Consider the following 21,301-nt stretch of genomic DNA (forward strand, 5'->3'; position numbering starts at 1 on the left):
GCATGATTTTCGATGGGGATTGATCCAGCTTTGGACTTCGTTTGTATCCGTCTTCGGTCATTGTCGAAAAGCCCTAACGAAAGTTAGCTTGGATATGTGGGTCAGTGTAAACTCTATACCATTGCACTAGAGCCTAATTTCTAGCTCATTTATGCCCAGAAATGATAAATCTATTCTTTTGATACCTTCGCTTAAAAAGCACGTTAACCTAGGGTTGTTAGATCCATTGAACATAATTCTTATATCAGTTTCACTATCGACCTGAAAATCAAAATCGTGGGTCAAAAATAATGTGCCTTGAGAACTCAAATCAAGTTTCTCAATATCGTATTGCAGATTGTTTCCAATCAGAGTTTTAGATTTGAGCGATTTGAGATGAAATTTAAGTTTCAATCTTAGGTAACTTCATTTGAGTTTTGTTAATAAATAGTTACTATGGAGGTGACGCTTACAGATATTTATAATTAATAAGAATTAGAGGTTTAGCATGTCAGATGAACAAACAACCATTGCGACACCGTTACATGGGTTTAATACTCCACAACGTTATTTTGTCGGCTATACCTTAGCCATTTTAGTCGATTTATTGGTGCTAAATTTATTCGCTGAATTTTGGCAGCACATTAATGTATCTTCATTTTCAGTGTCATTATTGGTCGCGATTTTATTACAGCTGTTATTAAAACTCACCATAGCTCTGGAGCATAAAATTGCAGATTATTTTAAAGCTAAACCAGGCAAAGCACCGAAGGTGTATCGAGCATTGAGCACCTGGGCAATTTTGTTTTTCTCTAAAATCATCATGCTTGAAGTGATTGATTTATCATTTGGCGACAGCATTACTTTCACTGGACCTTTCAACGGTTTAGTCGCATTTTTTGCATTGGTATTTGGAATATTGATTGCAGAGTTTATTGTATCGAAAATATACTTTTCATTACGAGATAAGCCTGAGGAAGAGGTTGCTGCTAAATAATCATCGATGTAAACGATTAATTTTATTTAAGCGCAGAAGGCTTATGATTATTTAAGTTTATGATTATTATAGTCTTTAATTTATCGATTTATTTTAGGCAAAAAAAATGAGTAAACCTAATTGTGGTTTACTCATATAAATTCACTAGTTCACAACATAAAGGGCGGAACAAGGTTGATTATGGGCTAACTTACTTAACTCAAAATTAATTTAGCTTTTGGTACTACGCCCAAAATGTGACCTGTAACGGCTTTTGATAAATATGTGTCATATAGAGTGCAAAATTCAGTTATCTAATCGATTTTTTACGACTTAATGAAATAAGCCTATCTAATATATGCTCACCATCGATACGAATACCATTATGTTCGTACTCCGATGTTATCCAATATGTCAGGTTATCCACTAACTGAGCTGTCTCTAAACTGTAATTCATATCAACATACATATCTTCGCTATAAATTGCCGCAGTCACTGGGACTTTGTTTTGCAATAAAACATCGACATCATAAAGGTTATTCCAATCGGATTTTGCGGCAATGATTTCAGCGACGGCCTTAAGGGGCTTTAATTGTTCAAATTGATCAAAAAACCATGGGTAAATCATCTCTCCGGTAAACAGCAAGCGTTGGCCTTTTTGGTAGTTAAACTTAGGGAACTGCTCACGCACTCGATGTGCTGACCAATTTGCGCCCCGTTGATGAAATTGTTGGCAATAAATTGATTCGTGCATCAAAGCAAAAATAGGGTTGGTGTTATAGTCTAAAAACTGACTGAATTGATGTAAAAATAGTGGATTTATCTTTCGACCTTGAGCGGTATTAATAAGTGCTTGTTCAAGCAAGTAGTATACGGCTTCAGGGCCTTGCTCCATGCCAATGTTGACACCTAGCAGTTGTAGCATTTCTACTGTTAGCTTTTCGCCAGTTGCCAGTATCACATCATTTTCGCTGATAAAGTCAGCGAGTTCAGCGATGAGAATGTCGGCATCTTTAAAGCGATGATAAAAATCATTGTTTTTAGTGATAACGCGCTTATAAGTCGCTTTGTACACATCATCAGCTTGGCGAGTTAAAGAAGGAATGCCACCAGTAATAAATGCTTCAGTCAGTGCTTCTGGTGCGGCACTTAAATATTGCAGAACACAGAAACCGCCAAAACTTTGCCCAAGGATGCTCCAAGGTTGGTTATTGGCTAGCTCAGCTCGAATCACCTCAGCATCTCTGATGATATTATCGGCTCTAAACTGGCAAACGTAGTCGGCTTGCTCTTGTGGCGTTAAATGTTCAAGTGTCGTGGTGTTAATTAAGCTAGATAAGCCTGTGCCACGTTGATCCAGTAATAGTACGCGATACTCTTTTAATGCACGTTTAATCCAACCATTATTTTCAACCGGTCTTACGGCGCCAAAACCAGGTCCACCCTGGAAAAATACCAGGTAGGGTAGTGATAGGTGCTGGTTTTCAGTGCTGACGATTTCACGTACAAAAATAGAGAGTTGTTCACCTTCAGGCTGTTGATAATCTAACGGAACGTTGAAAAAATGTTTTTTGGAGACGATCCCAGAAAGAATATTGTCTATTTGCATGGTGTGCCTGTGAATAATAGAGTAGATAAAGGTGGTATTGTAGAAAGGTTCGTCGCTAGTCACAATGAAAATGTTTTGTTACGTGAATGAAATAGCTTTGTTTTAGGGATTTATGGTTTTTAGGCCAATCTATGATGGGTTCAATTGACTCAGTCAATTAGCCGCTGGGTTTTATTTCTTTAATCTTATAGATAGATCAAACATTTTCTTTAGCTTTAAAGCATAATGACTTATCGCCAGCCTTTGCTTATTTTTGAGGATAAAAAGTAATGAAGTATCAAATCATTCCAGTAACCCCGTTTCAGCAAAATTGCAGCGTTATTTGGTGTGAAAAAACCAAGCTTGCGGCAGTGGTTGATCCCGGTGGCGACATTGACAGAATCGTTACTGAAGTTAATAAGTTAGGCTTAACCTTAGAAAAAATATTATTAACCCATGGGCATATTGATCATGTCGGTGGTGCTAAAAACCTTTCAAACCAGTTAAACATTCCTATCATTGGGCCACATATTGCAGATAAGTTTTGGTTAGAAGGTTTAGCGAAACAAAGCCAGAACTTTGGTTTTCCTCATATTGATTCTTTCGAACCCACAGAGTATTTAGCTGAAGGCGATGAAGTGACTATCGGTGAGCAGCAATTGGCAGTGTTGCATTGTCCTGGTCACACCCCTGGTCACATTGTTTTTCATTCTGCGGAGTCAAATCTTGCCTGGGTCGGTGACGTGCTATTTAGAAGCTCAATTGGCCGAACTGATTTTCCACAATCTGATCATCAGCAGCTTATTCATTCTATTACCCAAAAACTTTGGCCATTAGGTGAAAAAATCAGCTTTATTCCTGGTCACGGACCCATGTCTACATTTGAAGATGAGCGCCAGCACAATCCTTTCGTGGCAGACCAATTACTGATGTAAACCTGCATAACCTTGTAGCGGCTGAATTAGCATAAAACGTTACATTTTTAATTTTGATGATGACTATTCCTCTAAACCAGCAAGCAGCCTGACTTGCTGGGTTTGTCATTGTTACTATTGCCACTCCCTATTTCTGCCTTCAATTGACTTAACGCAATAGATCTTTGCATTCTTTACCTGCTTTGTTAGCTTATAACCATTAACTGAATTAGCCTTGGATTAAAAATAGGGCTATTGACTGATGTCATACTAAAGCTATGTCATTGGATAAATCAGATTGCTGGCAGGGACTCATGGCACATCATTTATTAACTTTGTTAGATATTTGGGCTGAAACAGCACAACAAGACTGGACGCTGGCGGTGATCACTTCTGTTGAAGGTTCATCATATAGAAAGCCCGGCGCGATTATGTTGTTTGATCCATTAGGTAAAACGTTGGGGATGCTCAGTGGTGGCTGTTTAGAAGCTGATTTACGTCGTCATGCCCAAAAAGCGATTCAAACCCAAGAAGTACAGCAGTTAACTTATGATGCCACTGACGAAAACGACACCAGTTACCAATTGGGTTGTGGTGGCTTAGTTAATATCATGATGGTGCCATTGCTTGCCGATAATCAGTACCTAGGCTTACCTGAGTTACATCAACAACTCACTCGGGGCGGTAAAGGCACTTATCAACTCACAATTGCTAAGCAAGGTGCTCATGCTAGCCAGGTGAATGGACTGTTTGTTGTTAATGACGCATTACTTAACCCAGCTAACGTGCTTAAATCAGATGCGCCTAAATTAAAATCGTCAGCCCAGCTGACTATTGAAAACGATATTGAAATCTTAAAAGTTCCGCTGCGAAGTCCCTTTCATATAGGTGTTTTTGGTGGCGGATTGGATGCACAGCCCTTGGTGACAATTGCACACCAACTTGATTGGAAGGTGACTGTATTTGATAGCCGCTCTGCTTATGCCAGAAGTTATGATTTTCCTGTCGCTAAAATTTGTAAAACGCCAATTGAGCAACTCGAAGCAGATGAATTAAACCATCTCGATGCGGCTGTGATTATGAATCACAATTTAGACATGGATGCTAAAGCGCTGAAATTACTGCAACTCACTGATATTGCTTATATTGCGCTTTTAGGTCCTACTCATCGCAGAGATAAAGTTTTACTAAAAAGTGAGTTATCAGTTGATGATTTTAAAGGCTTTTTCTCAGCGCCTGCGGGCCTTGCATTAGGCGGCGAACTACCCAGTTCCGTTGCCCTAAGTATTTTATCTCAATGCCATGGTGTTCTTCATCATGGACTTAAACAACAAGATAAGTTATCTAGTTTGGATAAGGTTATGTCATCTTGAGTCAATTACCTTTAGCACCTAAAGTTGTCTCTGTGATGTTAGCTGCCGGTGGCAGTCGCCGTTTTGATGGTACAAAGTTGGCTGCGAAATTAGGTCATAAAACCCATGCTCAGAGTATCATTCAACATACCTTTTCTACGTTAACAGAAGCAACAACACAGTTGGACATAGCGCCACCAGTGGTGGTTTTAGGCGGGCATAAAAATAGGTTAATGCCTTTACTGCCTAAGGATACTCTGGTTTTGGAGAATAACGACTGGTCTACAGGATTGGCAAGTTCAGTTGCGATGGCGGCATATTACGCTCACTCTCAACACGCTGATGCAATGCTGCTGACATTAGCTGATCAAGTGGCCATTTCTTATCTACACTATTTAAGTCTTTATCGAATTTATTGCCAGTTTGGCAAAACAACAGCCGCCTATTATCAACAAAGTTTTGGTGTTCCAGCCATTTTCCTTGCTAAAGACTTTAAGGCCTTGCAACAACTTAAAGGTGATAGCGGTGCAAAAAAAATATTAAAACAACATTCAAATAATCAACAATTGGTGGTTTTTCCTTTAGAGCAAGCCGCGATTGATATTGATACTAAAGCCGATCTTAGCTTGTGGTTGGCTAACAAGGAGTAAGTTATGACACAAAAAACACAAACTTTGCTGGTAAATGGCAGAAACTTTAGTCTCGATGCTGATCCCAATATGCCTATATTATGGGCTTTACGGGATATTCTAGGCTTAACAGGCACTAAGTTCGGCTGCGGCGCAGGCTTATGTGGTGCATGTACTATTCATCTTGACGGCGAACCTGTTCGAGGTTGCCTCACTAGTATTAAACAAGCTGTAGGAAAAAAAATCACCACCATTGAAGGGCTTGAAGCCGATAATCTAAAAGCGGCCTGGGTTGAACATAACGTACCGCAATGCGGTTATTGCCAAGCGGGGCAACTCATGTCGGCGGCAGCATTATTAAAAACCACAGCTAAGCCAACTGAAGCACAGATCGATAAAGCGATGACAGGTAATATTTGTCGTTGCGGTACATATCCACGTATTAAAGCGGCCATATTTACTGCTGCTAATAGCAAAGTAGGGGCGTAATTATGACTACCTTTACAGCAGTTGAAAATATCAGTCGCCGCGGAGTATTAAAACTATTTGGTGGTGTGGGGAGTGGCTTAGCCCTAGGTGTTTCAGGACTCGCTTGGAGTCCAATGGTTATGGCCGAAGGCAAGCAAGCTCAGCTTAATTTGTTTATTGCCATCGGTGAGGATAATAAAGTCTATTTGACCTGTCATCGCTCTGAAATGGGACAAGGGATCAGAACGGGTATTCCACAAGTTTTGGCTGATGAGTTAGAAGCTGATTGGGATCAGATTGTTGTGGTCCAAGGTTTAGCTAATGAAGAGTTTGGTAGCCAAAATACCGATGGTAGCCGCAGTATTCGTAAACATTATCAACGAATGCGTCAAATGGGCGCAACCGCTCGAGACATGCTTGAGCAAGCTGCTGCTAATCAATGGAAAGTCCCTAAATCTGAGGTTTATGCCGCAGCAGGTAAAGTGCATCACAAACCCTCTGCTAAATCGTTAAGCTTTGGTGATTTAGCCCTTGCAGCAAGTAAGCTACCCACACCTGAAGCTGACAGTATTAGCTTAAAACCTGCATCAAAGTTTACTCATATTGGTCAATCTCCCACAATTGTGGATATGGACGACATGATTAGCGGTAAAGCCGTCTTTGGTTATGACATAAATGTAGAGGGCATGGTTTACGCCTCAATTACGCGTCCGCCGGTATTTGGCAGTGATGTTGCTTCGTTAGACGATACTGCAGCTAGAGCGGTTACTGGCGTTGTAGATGTTATTCAATTACCGATTGCCAAAGGTGCACCTTTATTTCAAGCCCTTGGTGGGGTTGCGGTTATAGCGACTAACACCTGGAGTGCGATTCAAGGCCGCAAGGCATTAAAAATCACTTGGACAGAATCTGCTAACAGCAGTTATGACTCAGATGTTGATTTAGCACAGTTGGTGACGCGTGTTGGCCAACCTGGCAAAGTTATTCGTCAGTTAGGTGACAGCGTTACTGACTGGAATAAAGACAATAGTTTATCTGCGGTTTATACCGTGCCTTATTTAACCCATGCGATGATGGAGCCGCCCGTTGCCGTTGCCTCAGTGACCAAAGAAGGTTGCGAGCTGTGGGCTTCAACCCAAACCCCGCAAAGCACTCAGAAGAATGTTGCAGGCACGCTAGGATTAAAGGATGAACAGGTTAAAGTAAACGTGACTTTACTGGGCGGCGGATTTGGCCGTAAATCTAAGCCAGATTTCAGTGTCGAAGCAGCCTTATTATCTAAGAAATTAAATAAACCGGTAAAAGTCAGTTGGAGCCGTGAAGATGAAATTCAAAATGGTTATTACCATGCGATTAGTGCTCAGCACTATCAAGCGAAGTTAGATAACAACAAAGCACCACAAGCTTTATTGGCTCGCAGTGGATTCCCGTCTATCAGTTCAACCTTTGCTGAAGGCGTTGATATGCCATCAGAAGGGGAGTTGGATTTAGGTTTTTCTGATATTCCTTTTAATTTACCGCAAATCCAGTTGGAATCAGTGAAAGCGACCGCTCATTCTCGAATCGGCTGGATGCGATCAGTGTGTAATATTCAACACGGTTTTGGTATTGGCAGTTTTGTTGATGAACTGGCGGTTAATGCAGGTAAGCCCTGTATTGCAATGTGGCGTGAACTACTGGGTACGCCCCGATATGAGAAGCTTGAAAATCAAATCGTAAAATACGGAAACTATGGTGAAACCTTAGATGATTTCCCGATTGATATCGGCCGTTTCTTGGGGGTCATCGATGCCGTAGAAAAAGCGATGGCAAAGCATCCTAAAGTAAAACCGGGTCAAGGTTGGGGTTTTGCGGTTCATCGTAGTTTTGTTAGCTACGTTGCTGTAGCAACATTAGTTGAAATGGAAGGAGATAAGCTAACAGTACTTAACAGCATTGCCGCTATTGATGCTGGTACCGTAGTTAATCCAGATAGAGCTCACTCTCAAACAGAAGGGGCGGTTATATTTGGCTTAAGCCTCGCTATGATGGGCGAAATTAGTTACAAAGACGGTAAAGTCGAGCAATCTAATTTTCATAATTATCCATTACTACGTATTGGGCAATCACCTAAAATTGAAACCATTGTCGTGGCATCAACAGCTAAACCTGCAGGGGTTGGTGAACCTGGTGTGCCGCCAGTCGCACCCAGCTTAACGAATGCTATTTTTGCAGCAAGCGGTAAGCGCTATCGTGATTTACCACTGAGTAAAGTGTTGAAAATGTAAGTATTATAAGAAGTCATAAACGCCCAAATCGGTCATCCGATTTGGGCATTTTTTTGCTTTTTATAATTATTTTTTTAGCCACAAATTTTTTAGCTACAAAGGTCACGAAATTCTAGGGGGTTATTTATTAGGTAAAAGTGGAGTCCTATGGTTTGTTCTTACAGCTTGCCTTTTTCAAGCTATCAAGCTATCAAGCTATCAGGTTATTTGGTCAACTCTGCCATATCGTATTCACCCTGTTCAGCATTGAGTAAAATTTGTTGGTACAAGTTGGTTTGTTTTAATAGTGAAATGGCTTCATTGACTAATATTGCCGTATCGGGATCATGACAAGCAATATAGCGGGGGGCTTGGTCAAATAAGGTGATTTTAGTCACTTCATAAGTCGACTTTATTTGGTTCTCTATTTGCCGACGATAATAATCGAAAATTCGTTGTTCAAGGATAATTGCCTGAATTCGTTCACCAAATAGCATTAATACTTGGTTTTTTTGATTGGCAATTTCATGATAATTATTATGTGTTTTAGATAACGCTAAAAATTCTTGGCCTAGGTATTGATGTGCATTTTGAAACCCAACTAATGAGTAGTTTTTAAGATCTTCAATTTCATCTATTTCTAGTTTGTTTTTATTGAGAAAAAATACACTATTTTGATACTCAATTAAGCTTTGGGTTAAAAATAACCCGTCGCTATTAGAGGGAGAATTGATAATACAATCGGTTTTTTTGGTTTTAACTAATCGCAAAGCTCTTAGGTTAGTCGCAAAAGTGACTTCGCCCAACAGTATATTATTCATTGATAACGCGGCACTTAATAACTCATATTGCAGTCCACGTTTTTCATTTACAAAAAAATAGGGTTCAATACTGTTGCTGGTGGTAAAGCTGATCGTTTTATCGTGATAAGCGAAAACAGGTTGGTTTATTAACATCAGACTCAGACATAGGGATACGCTGAATAGTAGCTGCTTACTTTTTGAGTGTATTTTATATTTGATATGATTCAACTTATAAAGTCCTTTTCAAGTTGTAACGCCAGATAGCACAAATTTAGCTTATATGATTATTATCTAATGTAAAGCATAACAACACAAAGGCTATTTTGCTTAGGATGTAAGAAAATCAATTTCTAACGTAAGTGATATTGACTGGTGAGTCTAGTATGTTCAAAGTCAGGCTGTGGGCAACAAATGTTAAGTTCGTTGATCTTGCAGCTAAAAGTAATGATAGCAACGAACTAATGATTTTTTACTGTAGATTCAGATAAAGTCTTTACCAAAAGTTTAGTAGCACAAGTTTATTATCCCGAATAAGGTAATTTAATATAAGCTAAAGCTAAATCATCGATTTAATGCCTTAATTCAACAGCACAGGACTGCGACACATGACAGCAACACACCCATTAGCCTTACCCCTCATCAATATTTATGCAAAAGGCGGCTACACCGTAAAGTTACATATAGGTAGCCAGCAAACGGAAGTTAACTTAATTGTTGATTCTGGAAGCAGTTCATTAGTTGTTGGCCAAGTCGCTTATCACCCCGAAGATGACACAGACTTAATCTTATTAGCTTACAAAGCCCATTTTTACTGGCAGTTTAGCAGCTCTTTAAAGTGTAAAGCTTACTTTAGAATGATATGTATGTTGCTAAGTGTAGCCATACATATTGCGCCACTATTAACTGGTAAAGTTAAATGAATTACAGCTTTAATACTCAGCGTCTGTCGATGCGATTAATACAGCAAGGTGATTTTGACATATTTGTGCAGCTTTATTCCGACCCTAAGACAATGCGTAAAATATGTGCACCTTTTGAGCCGCAGCAAATCAAGCAATTTTTCGAAACTGCCTTACAAGATAATCTTTCTCCAATAAAGCAGCGCTGGGTTTGGGTCATTGAACAAAATGGCCTCGCAATTGGATTACAGAGTTTATTCTCCTCAAATAATCAACCTAACTGCGCTGAAATTGGCATTATGTTGTTAAGGAAATCTAACGGTAAATTACTTGCTGAAGAGGCAACTACCGGATTAATCAACTTCGGTTTTAACACTCTTAAACTTGAACGAATTTGCGCTCAATATGACAGCACCAATTATGCGACCCATAGGAGTACTCAAAAGTTAGGGTTTATAATTGAGCAGCCAATAACTAACCACTCTGATGAAAAAAACACCAAAGATAAACCCAAAAATTTGACTAGTTATTTAACTGCAGAAATTTGGCAGAAATCACTGCCAAATCATACTAATACCTGTTAGGTTAGGTTAGGTTTTGCTAAATTAATATTGAGTGATATTGGGGTGTGGGAATGGCTAAAATGAATGGAAGCATAGTCTGCGTAGGGGTAGGAATGACACTGGGGGCGCATATTTGCCCCATTAGCAAGAGTCATATTGATAAAGCCGATGTGGTGTTTTCTGGTGTATCTAATGGCATAGTCGAGCTATGGCTAAAAGAAATGCACCCTGATGTACGTAGCTTGCAAGCTTTCTACGAAAAAGGTAAATCTCGCCGCATTACCTATAAACAAATGGTAGAGGTGATGCTTGAACAAGTTCGTGCTGGTAAAAAAGTTGTTGGCGCATTTTATGGTCACCCAGGCGTATTCGCTCAAGCTCCACGTGTTGCTATTGAGCAGGCAAAACAAGAAGGGTTTGATGCCAAGATGATCCCCGGTATTTCTGCTGAAGACTGTTTATACGCAGATTTAGGCATCGACCCAGGTAGTGTGGGCTGTCAACATTATGAAGCCAGCCAGTTCATGTTTTATCAGCGTGTTTTTGACCCGTCAGCTTACTTGGTATTATGGCAAATAGGTATTGCAGGGGATAAATCATTAACTCGCCGCTCAACAGGTCAGGCACATAGACAGATTTTAGTTGAACTCCTTTTAAAAACCTATTCCGAAGCACATATTATCATTCTATACGAAGCCGCGGTATTGCCTATTGATAAGGTTCTACAGCAAAGGATCACCCTTGGAGAACTAGCAAATGTAAGTTTGAGCCAGCATACCACATTGGTGATACCTCCCTCGGAATCTATGAAGAAAAATACCGAATTACTTAACCGATTATCAGCGCTTGAAGCACTGATTAATCAAAATCAAGCAAGTTAAATTGTAAAGTATAAGTAGGATTTACAAGACATCATTTAAGGAAAAAACATGTCAAACATTATTCAATTACTCGAGCGTATGGGCCAAGATGCGGACTTACAAAATTCGCAATTATTAGCAGATGCGATTTCATCATCCAGCTTAACTCCTGAGTTAAAGCAGGCATTATTAAATAATGACACTTCCAGCTTAGAAAAACAGCTCGATATTTGCCCTGATGTTGTTGGCATGATGATACTTACTGAAGATGATCAGCCTGAAGATGAAGGTCAACCAAGTGAAAAGGTTGACTCTGGTGTAACTGATTTAAGAATGACAGCGTAAAACCTTTGACGGGAACTAGTAAATGTGAGCTCCCGTTAACATTACCACGTTGGTGATAGCACCTTCAAAAGCAATACTAAAAGTATCGAATTACTCACTCGATTATCAGCGCTTGAAGCACAGATTAATCAAAACCAAGCAAGTTAAATTGTAAAGTATAAGCAGGATTTACAAGACATCATTTAAGGAAAAAACATGTCAAACATTATTCAATTACTCGAGCGTATGGGCCAAGATGCGGACTTACAAAATCCGCAATTATTAGCAGATGCGATTTCAACATCCAGCTTAACTCCTGAGTTAAAGCAGGCATTATTAAATAATGACACTTCCAGCTTAGAAAAACAGCTCGATATTTGCCCTGATGTTGTTGGCCTGATGGTACTTACTGAAGATGATCAGCCTGAAGATGAAGGTCAACCAAGTGAAAAGGTTGACTCTGGTGTAGCTGATCTAAGAATGACAGCGTAATATCAAAGACGAAGATAAATTTGTTGCATAGTGAATTAGAAAAATGATTTTATCTTCGTCAAATTATTTTATACCTGCGAATATAAATAAAAATTACGGCGACAATTTTTTGATTAAGGCTGATAACTTTTGTAGTAGTCACCCTGAAACCTTTCTGGAAATTCTATCAAGACTGCAGTATAAGCGATGCATTAGTCATCGCTGAAACCTACCGCGCTAAACTTAATGCAATCATCACTGATGAAACTGGGTTTAATTTTGAGATAAGTCGCAGCTTTGGAGTGAGTGACTTCAGCACTTCTGGTATATCATTAGACAAACTGATTGCTGATGCTGACCAGGCCATGTATCAAGCAAAAAATTCTGGTCGAAACAAAGTCTGTGCATCAACTGAAACTTATACCGATTGATCAAGGCGCCAACAGATCCGCATTATTTAGGGCAAGTCATTTAGGGCAAGTCATTTAGAGCGAGACAGTTATTAAAAAGCCTAACTACTATATACTCGCATAGCAGTTAGGCTTTTTAGGATTAGACATCGGAATGTTAACCTTGAGGTTTCGCATCCGCATCCGTACAGATTAGTCTGAAAAAGTACTCCAAATCGGTGCGTGATCTGATGGTTTTTCAATAGCGCGTAAATCGTAATCTACGTCTGATTCAGTCAGCCTTGGCAACATAGATTTGGTCACCATCACTACATCAATACGTAAACCGCGGTTATCAACAAAGCCTTTGCTGCGGTAATCAAACCAAGAATAACGCTCAGTGCGATCAGGATGTAATTCACGGAAGCTATCAACAAAGCCCCAATCTTTTAGTTTAGCTAACCATTCACGCTCTTCTAGTTGGAAGCTACACTTACCACTTTTAAGCCAGCGCTTAGCATTCACTTCACCAATACCAATATCTAAATCAATAGGCGAGATGTTGATATCACCAATAATAGCAATGTCTTCATCTGGTGTGTGATTGTCAGCTAAATGTTGCATCAAGTCTTGATAGAACTTACGTTTAGCGGGATATTTAGTTTCGTGACTAATATTTTCACCTTGCGGGAAATAGCCATTCATTATGGTAATAATACGGCCATTAGCTTGAGTAAACTTACCCATAATCATCCGCCGCTGGGCATCTTCAGCATCGCCACTAAAGCCTTTAATGACTTCTATAGGTTCAGCTTTTGACAGCATAGCCACACCGTAATGGGCTTTACCGCCGTGATAATGTACGTGATAACCCATGGCTTCAACGTCAGCCACTGGAAATGCTTCGTCGTGAACTTTGGTTTCTTGCAGGCCGATTACGTCAGGCTGGTGGCTGTCGATTAACGCTTGCAATTGATGTAAACGTGCACGAATACCATTGATATTAAATGAGACAATTTTCATTACACCAGTACTCGCTTGAAAGGTTTAACAACCACACTTGCGTATACGCCTGCTGCGATATATGGGTCTTCATCAGCCCATGCTTGTGCGGCAACTAAAGACTCAAATTCAGCAACGACTAAAGAGCCGCTAAATCCTGCTTCGCCAGGATTTTCATTGTCGATAGCGGGATGTGGGCCAGCAACTAATAAGCGCGCTTCAGCAGCGAGCGCTTCAAGACGGGCTAAATGTGCTGGTCGAACACTCAAACGTTTTTCTAAACTGTTTTCAACATCTTGCGACGAAATCATGTACCACATGTGTAGGGTTCCTTGAATTTATTTTTCTTGTTCTTGTTCCGATTCATCATGTTCCATATGTTTATACAGATACATAACGGTAATCACTGTGTTCACCAGTGTTAATGCGCTTAAACCAAATACCTTAAAGTTTACCCAGGTTTCAAGCGGCAAGCTAAAGGCAACATAGATATTGGCAATACCACATGCAACAAAGAACGTGACCCAATACCAGGTGACGATTGCCCAAGCTTTATCTGGGCATTTCATCTCTTTGCCGAGCATACTTTTAAGGATGGGTTTCTTTATTATTTGACTAACTGCCAATGCAATTGCAAAGAACGCATAAACAATAGTGACTTTCCATTTAATGAACGCGTCATCATGAAATATCAATGTTAAAGAACCAAAAAATGTCACCATGGCAAAAGTGATTAAATGCATTTTTTCTACTTGCTTATATAACAAATAAGTCACGATAAGCTGTACTGCTGTGGCGGCGATTAACGCACCCGTAGCGGTATAAATGTCATAAAATTTATAAATGGTAAAAAAGATAACCAGTGGAAGAAAATCAAGCAGTTGTTTCATTAGATGCTATAGCCTAAAGGTGATTTTAGCAGTCCATTTGCTAATAGAAATTATTGTCGCAAAGTGTAGCAGTTACCGTCGATGATATGAAGAACATCAACATAAGTTAAAGATGAACTATGGTTAATTGTACTTTTTTTAATAAATCTGAAGGCCACAAACAGAATAAGCGATATTCCATATGGAATAATGGTTAGTGCTATTATTCTCTTATGCAAATTTTAGAGAATACTAATATGACCCGTAACATCATAAAATTAGCACCATTAGCGCTTTTATTTTCATTACCAGCCAGTGCTAGCGGTTTATTTTTACAAGAAGCTGTTTATGCCAACCTAGGTACTGCAGGGGCAGGTGACGGTGTTTACACTGAATCAGCAGCTGCTATGTGGGTTAACCCGGCGATTATGTCCTTTATGGGTGACAATAAAACCACCGTTAATGGTTTAGTATTTGATCTGGGTGTGGATTTTTATGATGTAGACGATACCGCAAACGGTGGCAGTAATAATTATCTAGCCTCAATTGCTGCATTTCATGTAGTGCAACTGACTGATGATTTACATTTTGGTATTGGGTTAGGCACCGCAGGTGGTTCTGGTTTAGATTACAGCGCTGATTGGGCTGGTGAACTGCAATTAGAAGATATTAATCTATTGACGCTACAATTGAACCCTTCGTTAAGTTATCGCATTAATGACCAATGGTCAGTGGCCGCGGGATTACAACTTAATTATGCCGTGCTTGATGCGAGAATGGTTAACACTCAAATTGAAAGTGCCTCTGATTGGGCAACAGGCTATAACGCAGGTGTGGTATATCAACCTACTGATAAGCTCATGATGGGCTTAAGTTACCGTTCAAAACTAGAGCATGATTTCCAAGGTGATTTAAATTCAGATATTCGTTTAGAAAAACTTCTTTTAACTGACTACTCTATGGACAGCACCCTAGTGGCGTTAGTGGATTTTAGTGCTAGCTACCAATTAACACCTGAATTGGCATTGTTAACGACTGTGCAGTGGCATCAGTGGAGTGACTGGGATTCTACCCCGATAACCTTTAATGGTACCGTTGATGGGGTTTCAAATTCATTTGATTTAACGCAAAACCGTGACTGGGATGATGTGTGGCATTACGGTGTCGGTTTAGATTACGCCATTAACAAAGACTGGAATTTAAAGTTGGGTTTCTCTTATGAAACCTCACCTCAAGATGACCCATATTTACAAACGCCTGATATCCCGGTTGGAGTTCAAAAACGATACTCTGTGGGTGTAAGTACTTATATTGGCGACAGTAAATTAGATATGTTTTATGAATATGCTGATTTAGGTAACGTTGAAATTCGTCAAGATGGTCTTATTCCTGGTACTGATCTAACTGGTAACTTGTTGAATGGTTATTTTGACTCTAGCATTCACTTTGTCGGTTTCTCGTTAACCTTCTAAAGCCGCAAAAATTCATATAGCATTTACTATTAAAAATAATGTTTGATGAAGAATAAAAAAATGCCGCTCATTGTTGATGAGCGGCATTTTTGTTTAATGTATTTGAGAATGCATTGTTTATTTATTTTAGCCGTTAGAAGCTTTTCCTTGAAAGCATGAGCCTTGTAAACTTTAGTCATTAAAAATGACCAGTGCATAGTCTCAATATGGTGTTAGCCTTTTTGAGTTGCTGCCTTCATATTACGAGTAAATTCAGCAAGGGCGCTCACTAATTCAGCTTCGTTATGTTGGTGTTTTTCGATTATTTTAACGACAGCTGAACCTGAAATAGCACCTGCTGCACCAGCATTAATCGCTGCACTGACCTGGCTTGGTTCTGCGATACCAAAACCCAATAATGGTGGCGGGGCATTAAATTCTGCCAATTTTGCCACCACTGTATCAATTGGTTGGCCAGCTTTTGATTCTGTTCCTGTTACTCCAGCGCGGGATAACAAGTAGGTGTAACCTTGACCTTTTTCACTGACCATTTTTAAGGTGTCACTGTCAGCATTAGGCGGGGCAATGAAAATTGGCGCTATGCCATGTTTTTTAGCCGATTCACTAAACGGGGCTGACTCTTCAACGGGCACATCTGCAATCAGTACAGAATCCACACCAGCTTGTTGTGCTTTGGCATAAAAATCATCGATACCATTGGCAAATACGAGATTGGCATATAACAATAAACCCATTGGCATTTGAGGATAAAGTTCACGTACTTGAGTCAACATGCTAAAGCAATCAGAGACACTGGTACCTGATGCTAATGCGCGTAGGTTTGCACCTTGAATCACTGGGCCATCAGCAAGAGGGTCTGAAAACGGAAATCCAAGCTCAAGGGCATCAGCGCCGTTATCTACTAGGGTTTTGATAATATTCAGTGACACTTCAACAGACGGGTCGCCTAAGGTCACAAAAGGAACGAAAGCGCCTTGTTTCTTCGCGTCTAGCTGGTCGAATGCTGCTTGATAACGATTAGTAATGGGTAAAGACATGTTCATCTCCTTATTTAGCAGCGTCAGCTGAATCACGTTGTTCTAAAATATCAGCAACGGTGAAAATATCTTTATCACCACGACCAGAAAGATTAACCACTAAAATGGTTTCTTTAGTGGCTTCTTTTGCTAAACGCACGGCATAGGCAATGGCGTGAGCTGATTCTAAAGCGGGGATAATACCTTCACAGCGCGCAAGCAACTGGAAACAATCTAGTGCTTCATCATCAGTTGCGGACTCGTATCGTGCGCGGCCAATAGAATTTAAGTAAGCATGCTGCGGGCCGACTGATGGAAAATCAAGACCTGCAGACACTGAGTATGACTCTTCAATTTGACCGTCGCTGTCTTGCATTAACGGGGCTTTCATACCAAAGAAAATGCCGGTTTTACCGTGTTTTAACGGTGCGCCGTGCATTGGGGTATCAATGCCTTTACCTGCTGGTTCAACACCAATAAGCTCAACATCTTTTTCATCAATAAAGTCAGCAAACATACCAATAGCGTTTGAACCGCCGCCAACACAGGCAATAACGGCGTCTGGTAAACGGCCTTCTTTTTCAAGAATTTGCTGTTTGGTTTCTTCGCCAATCATGCGTTGAAATTCACGTACGATAGTCGGGAATGGGTGTGGCCCTGCAGCGGTGCCCAGTAAGTAATGTGCTTTTTCATAGCTTGCTGACCAATCACGCATCGCTTCATTACACGCATCTTTAAGGGTTGATGAACCAGAGGTGACAGGGATAACTTCAGCGCCCATTAATTTCATTCTAAATACGTTTGGCGATTGACGTTCAATGTCTTTGGCGCCCATGTAGACCTTACATTTCAGATCTAACAATGCGCATGCTAATGCGGTTGCAACGCCATGTTGGCCAGCACCAGTTTCAGCAATAATCTCTTTTTTACCCATACGTTTTGCCAATAACGCCTGACCTAACACTTGGTTAGTCTTGTGGGCGCCGCCATGAAGTAAATCTTCACGTTTTAGGTAAATTTTTACCATTGGGTTAGGGCTTAAGTTACGTGTGAGTGTCAGCGCAGTTGGTCGACCTGCATAGTTTTTCAGTAAATCAGTAAACTCTTTTTGAAATTCAGGGTCTTCTTGAGCTTCAACAAAGGCCGTTTCAAGTTGCTTAAGGGCTGGAACTAAAATTTGTGGGACATACATGCCGCCATATTCACCAAAATAAGGGTCTAACTTGAGCTTTGTCATTGGGTTTTCCTTATCAATATTATGTGAAATACCTATGTTGGCTATTTCGAAATGCTTAAACTGTTCAATGCATTGGCTCGCAATCGAGCCAATGTGATTAATTCTTTCTGATTGCTGCAAATGCGTGAGCCACTTTCTGCGGGTCTTTAACTCCGGGCGCCGATTCAACCCCTGAATTAAGATCTAAGCCATAGAAACCTTGTTGATTTGCCTCAAATGCATTTTCTGGTGTCAGCCCACCTGCGAGCATGGCATTTTCTCGTTCAGCGGCTGTTATCGCTGATGAGTCGAGTAACGCTTGCCAATCAAATGTCTTACCTGTGCCACCAAATTCAGCGTTGTTTTTACTGTCGAATAAGTAACGATCGCAGCCTTGTGGTTTATCACCCACAGTATTGGTGCCGCTATCTACGCTAACCGCTTTCCAAATTTGGCAATCAAGCTTAGCGTCAGTGAGTAATTGTTTTAGCGCGCTTATGTCGGCACTGGTTTCACTGCCGTGCAATTGCACTACCGACAAGCCAACGGTTTTAACGGTTGCAACGATATCGGCATTGGCTTTATTGACGAATACGCCAACAAAGTTCAAACCAATGCTGGCTTGTTGGCTTTGCTTAACAAGAGCAGCTGCTTGTTCAATGCTGACGTTGCGTGGCGATTTCGGATGAAAAATTAATCCACCATAAACAGCGCCCGCTTGTGCCACGGCTTTAACGTCTTCAATGCGGGTTAAGCCACACACTTTGTTATGACCAAAAATAAGCTGACGGCAAGCTAAATCAATATCATCTTGCGCCATGATTGAACTACCAACAAGGTAGCCATCAACCAATGGATTTAAACGTTTTACTTGCTGATTGTTGTAAATGCCAGACTCACTAATAATAACGCGGTCAGACGGTATTTGCGGTGCTAGCACTTCAGTCGTTGCAAGGTCTGTGCTTAAGTCACGTAAGTTACGGTTATTAATACCTATAATCGCGGCATTAAGATCAATCGCCCGTTCAAGTTCTTGCTGATTACTGACTTCTGTTAATGCATCTAAATTGTATTTAACCGCTTCTGCTGCCAGTAATTTATACTGCTGATCATCGAGTACTGACAGCATTAATAACACAGCATCAGCGCCTTGATGGGCCGCGAGCTTGATTTGGTATGGGTCGACAAAGAAGTCTTTACACAAGATCGGTTGTTTAACACGCGCACGCACTAATGGGATGTAATCAATATCACCTTGAAAAAACTGCTCGTCAGTTAATACCGAAATCCCAGCAGCATAGTTGCCATAAATATCAGCTATTGCTTCAACATCAAAAACTGGGCGAATCAATCCCTTAGAAGGACTGGCTTTTTTACACTCAAAAATATAACCGGCATTAGGCTGTTTTAGCGCATCAAATAAGCTACGGTCTGAGATTTTTGGTTGTAAGCTCGCTTCTGGGTAGCGAAGTTTTAATGAGGCAATGTGCGCCACTTTGGTATCAACAATTTTAGTTAATACATTTGATTCTTTAGCTTCAGAATTAGTCGCAGAATTAATACTCGTGTTAGCGCCAGAGTTAATAGTGGTCATTATTTCGCATCCTCTTGTTGGCTTGCTGCAGCCAGTTGGGTCAAGACTTGAAAAGCTTTACCACTGTTAATCGTATTTAATGCGAGTTGCGTGCCTTGCTGCACGCTATCGCAAACACCGCTAACATAAAGCGCACAACCTGCATTAATTGCCACCGCATCACGATGGGCAGGCTTACCTTCACCTTTTAAAATAGCTTGGGTAATAAGGGCATTATCACTTGGCTCACCGCCTTCTAAGGCTTTAATCTCAGCAGGCTCAACCCCTAACTCTTGTGGGGTTAATGTATAAAAACGAATATCGCCATCATTAAGTTCTGCCACTTGCGTTTCGCCATGCAATGCTACTTCATCTAAACCACTGCCATACACTACCATTGCGCGTTTAACACCTAAGGCATTAAGAACATTGACGATAGGGGCAATTAACTTCGGTGAATAGACACCAAGAATCATGGCTTCTGGTTTTGCAGGGTTAATTAACGGCCCAAGTATATTAAAAATAGTGCGCGTTTTAAGGGCTTGTCTTACTGGGACGGCATGTCTTACACCTGCATGGTAATGCGGGGCGAACAAGAAACATAAACCAAAATCATCAACACATTTGCTGGCTGATTCAGGGTCCATGGTTAGCGCAATACCACAATGTGACAGTACATCTGATGCGCCAGATTTGCTCGATACGCCGCGATTACCATGTTTAGTGACTTTTGCTCCCGCAGCAGCGGCAACAAAAGATGCGGTAGTCGAGATATTAATGGTGTTATGGCCATCGCCACCGGTTCCGACAATATCAACCACTCCAGTGACTAATGATTGCGCGCTGCGTGGAAACGGTTTAGCTGCTTGACGCAGGGCATCAGCCGCGCCAGTGATTTCATCAATGGTTTCACCGCGCATTTTTAGCGCAACTAACATGCCCGCCATGGCTACAGGGTCCATTTCACCAGCAACAATAGCACTAAACAGTTGTGCGCTTTGCTCACGAGTAAGGGCATTACCTTGGTATAACGAGTCTAAAAGAGGTTGTAGCTCAGCCATTACAGTGTTCCTTTTGCTGGTGAATCAACACTTGCTGACGTATTAGTCAGATAAGACAGTGTTTGGGTTAATAAGGTGCAGCCTAAGGTGGTTAATATTGATTCTGGGTGGAATTGAAACCCAACCGCTTTATCTTGTGGGTGCAATACGGCCATTGGCATATCATCAGTGGTGGCAATAATGTCTAAACAATCGGGTACTTTGGTGGCGACCAAACTGTGATAGCGGGCAACAGGCAGTGGTGAAGGAAGGTTGGCAAATACACCTTCGCCAGTATGAATAGTTGGACTCGCTTTACCATGAACAACAAAAGGGGCGCGCTCAACTTTACCGCCGTAATATTCCACCATCGCTTGATGACCTAAACAGATCCCCAGCATTGGCACTTTACCGGCAACTTTACCGATTAATTCCATCATGCAACCTGCTTCGTGCGGGGCGCCAGGTCCTGGTGATAAAACTAGTGCCGCTTTACCTGCTTCGTTAATCAGTTTTTCAGCTAAATAGTCTGCGCTAACATCATTACGGTAAATGAGAACTTCAAAGCCTAAACTGCGAAATTGATCTACTAGGTTATAGGTGAAAGAGTCGAAGTTATCTAATAAATACAGTTTCATATTATTGTCTTGCT

At 40.8% G+C, this 21,301-nt stretch carries 23 protein-coding genes; 13 read left to right on the forward strand and 10 right to left on the reverse strand.

Features of this window, described 5'->3' with window-relative positions; translation table 11 throughout:
• The first annotated feature begins 487 nt into the window (after nt 1–487).
• The gene (locus FPK91_RS00845; RefSeq protein ID WP_144206783.1) at nt 488–976 is read left to right on the forward strand and encodes a hypothetical protein; all 489 of its coding nucleotides are present in this window, start codon (nt 488–490) and stop codon (nt 974–976) included.
• 289 nt (nt 977–1,265) lie between these two features.
• Here the strand turns inward: FPK91_RS00845 and FPK91_RS00850 are convergent, their stop codons facing one another.
• Nucleotides 1,266–2,564, reverse strand: a complete 1,299-nt coding sequence (locus tag FPK91_RS00850) for an alpha/beta fold hydrolase (RefSeq protein WP_144206785.1) — start codon at nt 2,562–2,564, stop codon at nt 1,266–1,268.
• Nucleotides 2,565–2,833: 269 nt separating this feature from the next.
• Between FPK91_RS00850 and FPK91_RS00855 the strand changes: the two genes are divergently transcribed.
• The 5 genes from FPK91_RS00855 (at nt 2,834) to FPK91_RS00875 (ending at nt 8,173) form a co-directional block, all read left to right on the forward strand.
• Entirely contained in the window at nt 2,834–3,478 is a 645-nt protein-coding gene (locus FPK91_RS00855) for an MBL fold metallo-hydrolase (protein WP_144206787.1), read from the forward strand.
• 293 nt (nt 3,479–3,771) lie between these two features.
• Nucleotides 3,772–4,830 carry an XdhC family protein gene (locus FPK91_RS00860; RefSeq protein WP_144206789.1) on the forward strand — a complete coding sequence of 353 codons (1,059 nt, stop codon included), beginning with the start codon at nt 3,772–3,774 and terminating at the stop codon, nt 4,828–4,830.
• Nucleotides 4,827–5,459, forward strand: a complete 633-nt coding sequence (locus FPK91_RS00865) for a nucleotidyltransferase family protein (RefSeq protein ID WP_227006649.1) — start codon at nt 4,827–4,829, stop codon at nt 5,457–5,459. Before FPK91_RS00860 ends, FPK91_RS00865 begins: the two co-directional genes overlap by 4 nt.
• 3 nt (nt 5,460–5,462) lie before the next feature.
• Nucleotides 5,463–5,927 carry a (2Fe-2S)-binding protein gene (locus FPK91_RS00870; RefSeq protein WP_144206791.1) on the forward strand — a complete coding sequence of 155 codons (465 nt, stop codon included), beginning with the start codon at nt 5,463–5,465 and terminating at the stop codon, nt 5,925–5,927.
• 2 nt (nt 5,928–5,929) lie between these two features.
• Nucleotides 5,930–8,173, forward strand: coding sequence for a xanthine dehydrogenase family protein molybdopterin-binding subunit (locus FPK91_RS00875; RefSeq protein WP_144206793.1), 2,244 nt, complete (start codon nt 5,930–5,932; stop codon nt 8,171–8,173).
• 203 nt (nt 8,174–8,376) lie between these two features.
• Here the strand turns inward: FPK91_RS00875 and FPK91_RS00880 are convergent, their stop codons facing one another.
• Nucleotides 8,377–9,108, reverse strand: coding sequence for a type 2 periplasmic-binding domain-containing protein (locus FPK91_RS00880; protein ID WP_144206795.1), 732 nt, complete (start codon nt 9,106–9,108; stop codon nt 8,377–8,379).
• 452 nt (nt 9,109–9,560) lie between these two features.
• Here FPK91_RS00880 and FPK91_RS00885 point away from each other — a divergent pair, with 452 nt between their 5' ends.
• The 6 genes from FPK91_RS00885 to FPK91_RS00910 all read left to right on the forward strand — a co-directional run bounded on the left by FPK91_RS00885 (nt 9,561) and on the right by FPK91_RS00910 (nt 12,503).
• Complete coding sequence (locus tag FPK91_RS00885; RefSeq protein WP_144206796.1) at nt 9,561–9,875, forward strand: hypothetical protein; 315 nt, start codon at nt 9,561–9,563, stop codon at nt 9,873–9,875.
• Nucleotides 9,872–10,438 (forward strand): GNAT family N-acetyltransferase, encoded by a 567-nt coding sequence (locus FPK91_RS00890; protein WP_144206798.1) that lies wholly within the window; start codon nt 9,872–9,874, stop codon nt 10,436–10,438. Before FPK91_RS00885 ends, FPK91_RS00890 begins: the two co-directional genes overlap by 4 nt.
• Nucleotides 10,439–10,488: 50 nt before the next feature.
• Nucleotides 10,489–11,298, forward strand: coding sequence for an SAM-dependent methyltransferase (locus FPK91_RS00895; protein ID WP_319593228.1), 810 nt, complete (start codon nt 10,489–10,491; stop codon nt 11,296–11,298).
• A 48-nt stretch (nt 11,299–11,346) separates the two neighbouring features.
• The gene (locus FPK91_RS00900) at nt 11,347–11,622 is read left to right on the forward strand and encodes a hypothetical protein (protein WP_144206800.1); all 276 of its coding nucleotides are present in this window, start codon (nt 11,347–11,349) and stop codon (nt 11,620–11,622) included.
• 195 nt (nt 11,623–11,817) lie between these two features.
• The gene (locus FPK91_RS00905; RefSeq protein ID WP_144206802.1) at nt 11,818–12,093 is read left to right on the forward strand and encodes a hypothetical protein; all 276 of its coding nucleotides are present in this window, start codon (nt 11,818–11,820) and stop codon (nt 12,091–12,093) included.
• A 233-nt stretch (nt 12,094–12,326) separates the two neighbouring features.
• On the forward strand, nt 12,327–12,503 hold the full coding sequence (locus tag FPK91_RS00910) for a GGDEF domain-containing protein (RefSeq protein WP_264371784.1): 177 nt from the start codon (nt 12,327–12,329) through the stop codon (nt 12,501–12,503).
• A gap of 171 nt (nt 12,504–12,674) precedes the next feature.
• Here the strand turns inward: FPK91_RS00910 and xthA are convergent, their stop codons facing one another.
• The 3 genes from xthA to FPK91_RS00925 are packed head-to-tail and all read right to left on the reverse strand — an operon-like array spanning nt 12,675 to nt 14,353.
• Entirely contained in the window at nt 12,675–13,484 is an 810-nt protein-coding gene (gene xthA, locus FPK91_RS00915) for an exodeoxyribonuclease III (protein ID WP_144206806.1), read from the reverse strand.
• The gene (locus FPK91_RS00920; protein ID WP_144206808.1) at nt 13,484–13,783 is read right to left on the reverse strand and encodes a YciI family protein; all 300 of its coding nucleotides are present in this window, start codon (nt 13,781–13,783) and stop codon (nt 13,484–13,486) included. The genes xthA and FPK91_RS00920 overlap by 1 nt, the downstream gene beginning before the upstream one ends.
• An 18-nt stretch (nt 13,784–13,801) precedes the next feature.
• A complete protein-coding gene (locus FPK91_RS00925; RefSeq protein WP_144206810.1) occupies nt 13,802–14,353 on the reverse strand; it encodes a septation protein A in 552 nt (183 codons plus the stop codon).
• Between the two features lie 236 nt (nt 14,354–14,589).
• On the opposite strand from FPK91_RS00925, the gene FPK91_RS00930 reads away from it, so the two are divergent.
• A complete protein-coding gene (locus tag FPK91_RS00930; protein WP_144206812.1) occupies nt 14,590–15,804 on the forward strand; it encodes an OmpP1/FadL family transporter in 1,215 nt (404 codons plus the stop codon).
• 212 nt (nt 15,805–16,016) lie between these two features.
• Here FPK91_RS00930 and trpA read toward each other — a convergent pair whose 3' ends face one another.
• From trpA to FPK91_RS00955, 5 genes are all read right to left on the reverse strand, one after another.
• Nucleotides 16,017–16,847: a tryptophan synthase subunit alpha gene (gene trpA / locus FPK91_RS00935; RefSeq protein WP_144206814.1), complete on the reverse strand. Its 831-nt coding sequence runs from the start codon at nt 16,845–16,847 to the stop codon at nt 16,017–16,019.
• A gap of 4 nt (nt 16,848–16,851) precedes the next feature.
• Nucleotides 16,852–18,057: a tryptophan synthase subunit beta gene (gene trpB / locus FPK91_RS00940; protein WP_144206816.1), complete on the reverse strand. Its 1,206-nt coding sequence runs from the start codon at nt 18,055–18,057 to the stop codon at nt 16,852–16,854.
• Nucleotides 18,058–18,154: 97 nt separating this feature from the next.
• Nucleotides 18,155–19,630, reverse strand: coding sequence for a bifunctional indole-3-glycerol-phosphate synthase TrpC/phosphoribosylanthranilate isomerase TrpF (trpCF, locus tag FPK91_RS00945; protein ID WP_144206818.1), 1,476 nt, complete (start codon nt 19,628–19,630; stop codon nt 18,155–18,157).
• Nucleotides 19,630–20,670, reverse strand: coding sequence for an anthranilate phosphoribosyltransferase (trpD, locus tag FPK91_RS00950; RefSeq protein WP_144206820.1), 1,041 nt, complete (start codon nt 20,668–20,670; stop codon nt 19,630–19,632). Before trpD ends, trpCF begins: the two co-directional genes overlap by 1 nt.
• A complete protein-coding gene (locus FPK91_RS00955) occupies nt 20,670–21,287 on the reverse strand; it encodes an aminodeoxychorismate/anthranilate synthase component II (protein WP_144214055.1) in 618 nt (205 codons plus the stop codon). The genes trpD and FPK91_RS00955 overlap by 1 nt, the downstream gene beginning before the upstream one ends.
• Nucleotides 21,288–21,301: the final 14 nt, after the last annotated feature.

This window comes from Shewanella donghaensis (assembly GCF_007567505.1).
Taxonomy (GTDB): Bacteria; Pseudomonadota; Gammaproteobacteria; order Enterobacterales; family Shewanellaceae; genus Shewanella; species Shewanella donghaensis.

What these genes read in the sequence shown, in the direction of transcription:
- FPK91_RS00905 (WP_144206802.1), top strand. Translation starts at nt 11,818, where the DNA reads ATGTCAAACATTATTCAATTACTCGAGCGTATGGGCCAAGATGCGGAC.
- FPK91_RS00870 (WP_144206791.1), top strand. Translation starts at nt 5,463, where the DNA reads ATGACACAAAAAACACAAACTTTGCTGGTAAATGGCAGAAACTTTAGT.
- FPK91_RS00925 (WP_144206810.1), bottom strand. Translation starts at nt 14,353, where the DNA reads ATGAAACAACTGCTTGATTTTCTTCCACTGGTTATCTTTTTTACCATT.
- FPK91_RS00920 (WP_144206808.1), bottom strand. Translation starts at nt 13,783, where the DNA reads ATGTGGTACATGATTTCGTCGCAAGATGTTGAAAACAGTTTAGAAAAA.
- FPK91_RS00930 (WP_144206812.1), top strand. Translation starts at nt 14,590, where the DNA reads ATGACCCGTAACATCATAAAATTAGCACCATTAGCGCTTTTATTTTCA.
- FPK91_RS00845 (WP_144206783.1), top strand. Translation starts at nt 488, where the DNA reads ATGTCAGATGAACAAACAACCATTGCGACACCGTTACATGGGTTTAAT.
- FPK91_RS00860 (WP_144206789.1), top strand. Translation starts at nt 3,772, where the DNA reads ATGGCACATCATTTATTAACTTTGTTAGATATTTGGGCTGAAACAGCA.
- FPK91_RS00880 (WP_144206795.1), bottom strand. Translation starts at nt 9,108, where the DNA reads ATGTTAATAAACCAACCTGTTTTCGCTTATCACGATAAAACGATCAGC.
- FPK91_RS00900 (WP_144206800.1), top strand. Translation starts at nt 11,347, where the DNA reads ATGTCAAACATTATTCAATTACTCGAGCGTATGGGCCAAGATGCGGAC.
- trpB (WP_144206816.1), bottom strand. Translation starts at nt 18,057, where the DNA reads ATGACAAAGCTCAAGTTAGACCCTTATTTTGGTGAATATGGCGGCATG.
- trpCF (WP_144206818.1), bottom strand. Translation starts at nt 19,630, where the DNA reads ATGACCACTATTAACTCTGGCGCTAACACGAGTATTAATTCTGCGACT.
- FPK91_RS00855 (WP_144206787.1), top strand. Translation starts at nt 2,834, where the DNA reads ATGAAGTATCAAATCATTCCAGTAACCCCGTTTCAGCAAAATTGCAGC.
- trpA (WP_144206814.1), bottom strand. Translation starts at nt 16,847, where the DNA reads ATGAACATGTCTTTACCCATTACTAATCGTTATCAAGCAGCATTCGAC.
- trpD (WP_144206820.1), bottom strand. Translation starts at nt 20,670, where the DNA reads ATGGCTGAGCTACAACCTCTTTTAGACTCGTTATACCAAGGTAATGCC.
- FPK91_RS00955 (WP_144214055.1), bottom strand. Translation starts at nt 21,287, where the DNA reads ATGAAACTGTATTTATTAGATAACTTCGACTCTTTCACCTATAACCTA.
- FPK91_RS00890 (WP_144206798.1), top strand. Translation starts at nt 9,872, where the DNA reads ATGAATTACAGCTTTAATACTCAGCGTCTGTCGATGCGATTAATACAG.
- FPK91_RS00895 (WP_319593228.1), top strand. Translation starts at nt 10,489, where the DNA reads ATGGCTAAAATGAATGGAAGCATAGTCTGCGTAGGGGTAGGAATGACA.
- FPK91_RS00885 (WP_144206796.1), top strand. Translation starts at nt 9,561, where the DNA reads ATGACAGCAACACACCCATTAGCCTTACCCCTCATCAATATTTATGCA.
- FPK91_RS00850 (WP_144206785.1), bottom strand. Translation starts at nt 2,564, where the DNA reads ATGCAAATAGACAATATTCTTTCTGGGATCGTCTCCAAAAAACATTTT.
- xthA (WP_144206806.1), bottom strand. Translation starts at nt 13,484, where the DNA reads ATGAAAATTGTCTCATTTAATATCAATGGTATTCGTGCACGTTTACAT.
- FPK91_RS00875 (WP_144206793.1), top strand. Translation starts at nt 5,930, where the DNA reads ATGACTACCTTTACAGCAGTTGAAAATATCAGTCGCCGCGGAGTATTA.